At 72.5% G+C, this 3,644-nt stretch carries 2 protein-coding genes; both read right to left on the bottom strand.

Features of this window, described 5'->3' with window-relative positions:
* On the bottom strand, positions 1-818 hold an 818-nt coding region (locus tag ABTY61_RS41775), incomplete at its 3' end, for a beta-ketoacyl synthase N-terminal-like domain-containing protein (protein ID WP_350510484.1).
* A 60-nt stretch (positions 819-878) separates the two neighbouring features.
* The coding region (locus ABTY61_RS41770) for a type I polyketide synthase (RefSeq protein ID WP_350510483.1) at positions 879-3,644 on the bottom strand (2,766 nt) is incomplete at its 5' end.

Raw genomic sequence — 3,644 nt, 5'->3', positions numbered from 1 at the left:
ACACCCTCGGCCCAGCCCGTCCCGTCCGCCGACGCCGCGAACGCCTTGCAACGCCCGTCCGCGGACAGACCCCGCTGACGCGAGAACTCCACGAAGGTGTTCGGCCGCGCCATCACGGTGACACCGCCGGCCAGCGCCATCTCGCACTCACCACGCCGCAGCGACTGCACCGCCAGGTGCAGCGCCACCAGCGACGACGAACACGCCGTGTCCACCGTCAGCGCCGGCCCCTCAAGACCGAACGAATACGCCAGCCGACCCGACGCGATGCTGGTCGTGCTGCCCGCGACGAGATACCCCTCGAGTTCACCCGGCGCCTGGCGGATGCGCGAGCCGTAGTCCGAGTACATGACGCCGGCGAAGACGCCGGTGCGCGAGCCGCGCAGTGACGCGGGGTCGATGCCCGCGCTCTCGAACGCCTCCCAGGCCGTCTCCAGGAGGAGCCGCTGCTGCGGGTCGGTCGCCAGAGCCTCGCGCGGGCTGAGACCGAAGAACTCCGAGTCGAACTCGGCGGCCTCGTGGAGGAACCCGCCCTGCCGGGTGTAGGAGGTTCCGGTCACCTCGGGGTCCGGGTTGTAGAGCTTCTCCACGTCCCATCCGCGGTCGGACGGGAACTCGCCCACCGCGTCCACTTCGCCGGCCACCAGGTCCCAGAGGTCCTGGGCGCTCGCCACCCCACCGGGGTAGCGGCAGGCCATGCCCACCACCGCGATCGGCTCGTGTTCCTTGAATTCGATGTCCCGAAGACGCTTGCGGCTGTCTGCCAGTTCGTTGGTCACGCGCCTCAGGTATTCGCGGACCTTGTCTTCGTTAGCCATGAGCGGTGCGTGCCTTTCGGGGTGACTGGCGGCGAATGCGGTGGCGTGGGCCCTGCGAACTCAGAGTTCGTTGTCGATGAAGGCGAAGATCTCCTCGTCCGACGCGGCGTCGGAGAGGCCGACGCCCGTACCCGAGGACAGGGCGTCGATGCCCGTCACGGCACTGATCCGCGTCAGCATTTCCTGGACCCGCCTCGACAGCCAGGCCCGGTCTTCCTCTTCGAACGAGGCGTTCTCGAACTCGGACATCACGCGGTCGAACTCAGCGGCGATCGTCTGGGCGTCGACCGGCTTCTCCTCCGGCGCCAGCTGGCCGGCGAGGTAGTCGGCGATGGCCTGCGGGGTGGGGTGGTCGAAGACCAGCCCGGCGGACAGCCGCAGCCCGGTGGCTGTGGTGAGGCGGTTGCGCAGTTCCACGGCGGTCAGGGAGTCGACGCCGAGGTCCTTGAAGGACCGGTCCGGCTGGACGGCCTGCGGCGTGGAGTAACCGAGGACCACGGCAACGCTCGCACGCACGACGTCGACGACCGTACGCTCGCGGTCCTCCGGGCTCATCCCGCCGACGTGTTGCGCCCAGCTGACCGTGCCCGCACCCTGGTTGACCTCTGCCGACCGGTCGCCGGCCGCCGTGCGCCGGCGGCGCGGGATCAGGGTGCGCAGGAGCACCGGAAGCACCTCCTCGGGGCCGGTCCGCAGCGCGACCCGGTCCAGGGCCGCGGCGACCAGCAGCGGCCGGTCGCTCTCCAGCGCCTCGTCGAACAGCGCCAGACCGCGGTTCACGGGAAGGGCCTTGATGCCGGAGCGGGCCAGACGTGCGCGGTCCGCGTCGTCCAACCGGCCGGTCATCGTGCCCGCCTGGTCCCACAGACCCCAGGCGAGCGAGTGGGCGGCCAGCCCCTGGCCGCGCCGGTGGGCGGCGAGGGTGTCGAGGAAGGTGTTCGCCGAGGCGTAGTTGCTCTGCCCCGCATTGCCGATCACGCCCGAGATGGACGAGAAGACGACGAATGCCGACAGCGGCAGGTCCTTGGTCTGCTCGTGCAGGTTCCACGCCGCGTCCACCTTCGGACGCAGCACTCCCGAGAACCGGTCGGGAGTCTGCGACTCCACGAGCCCGTCGTCGAGCACACCGGCGGAGTGCACCACCGCCGTCAGCGGGTGCTCGGCCGGGATGGCCGCCAGCACGGCGGCCAGCGCCGCCGGGTCGGCCGCGTCGCACCCGGCGAAGCGGACCTCGGCCTCGAACTCGGCGAGCTCCAGCGCCAGTTCGGCCGCACCGGGGGCATCCCCGCCGCGCCGCGAGAGCAGCAGCAAATGCCGCACCCCGTGTGCCTGCACGAGGTGGCGAGCCATCAGCACGCCCAGGGCTCCGGAGCCGCCGGTGATCAGCACCGTTCCGTCCGGATCGAACGTCGCGGCGCCGCCGGAGCCGGACCCGGCCCCGGCGGTGATCCGCGGCGCGAGCATCCGCCCACCACGCACGAGGAGTTGCGGCTCCTCCGAGAAGAGCGCGGCGGCGTCGGCGTCCGCGGCGGGGTCGAGGTCGACCAAGAGGAAACGGCCGGGGTGCTCGCTCTGCGCGGTCCGCACCAGGCCCCACACCGCCGCGGCCGCCACATCGGCGGGCACGTCGCCCGGCCCGCTGCCGACCGCACCGCGCGTCACGACGACCAGCTGCGCGCCGTCGAAGCGGTCCTCGGCCAGCCACGCCTGGATCGTCTCAAGCACGTCGCCGGCGAGACGATGGGCGGCACCGGGCACGCTCTCGCCCTCCGCGCTCCCCACCGGGAGCACGACACGGCGCGGCGCGGGAACTCCCTTCACCGCGGCCAGGTCCACGGCGACCAGCGGTTCGACCGCACCCGCGGAGCGGGCGGCGTCCGCGATGCCGAACGGGTCGGAGCCCACGAGAGCCCACGTTCCGCCCCGCGCGGGCACCTCACCGGGGGCCGCGGAGGGCGCCCAGTCCACCTGGAGCAGTTCACCGTCGGCCGGGGCGCCGGCGGGAGCCAGCGATCCACTGGCGAGCGGTCGGAGTTCCAGCGAGCCGATCTCGACCACCGGACGGCCTTCGCCGTCGGTCGCCGTCATCCTGCTGTCGCCGTGCCAGTGCACCCGCAGGCGGCCGGCACCGGTGGCGTGGACCGCCACGTCGCTCCAGGAGAAGGGGAGCTGGAGGCCCTGCCCGGAGCTCGCGGCATGGTGGGCCAGTGGGTGCAGAGCCGCGTCGAGCAGCGCCGGGTGGACACCGTACTTTGCGGCGTCCGCCTGCTGCGGCTCGGGCAGGACGACGTCGGCGTACCAGTCCTCACCGAGGCGCCATAGTCCCTGGATGCCTTGGAACGCAGGACCGTACCGGTAGCCGGCCTCGGCGAGCGCGGGGTAGAAGTCCGCCAGGTCGACGGCTTCGGCGCCGGCCGGCGGCCACTGCACGAGGTCGGAGACGGACGGCGTGATGCCGTCGGCGCCGAGCCATCCGAAGGCACTCCTGGTCCAGCCGTCCGGGTCAGCGGGGTCGGCCTCCTCCGGCTGGCAGAAGACCCGCACCTGACGGCGTCCGGCCTCGTCCGCCGCGTCCACGGCGACCTGGATCCGTACACCGCCGACGGCGGGCAACAGCATCGGCGCCTCGAGCGTCAGCTCCGCCACCCTCCCGGCGTCGACCCGGGCCGCGGCCTCGGACACCATTTCCACCAGTCCGGCGCCCGGGACGACGACATAGTCCTCCACGGCATGGTCGGTGAGCCAGGGGTGGGTGTGCCGGGACAGGCGCCCACTGAACAGGACACCACCATCAGCCAGACCCGTGACCGCCCCCAACAACGGATG

It is taken from the genome of Kitasatospora sp. NPDC096128 (assembly GCF_040303105.1).
GTDB lineage: Bacteria > Actinomycetota > Actinomycetes > Streptomycetales > Streptomycetaceae > Kitasatospora.
The sequence above is the reverse complement of the archived record's forward strand: the minus strand, read 5'-3'. Positions and strand labels throughout refer to the sequence as shown.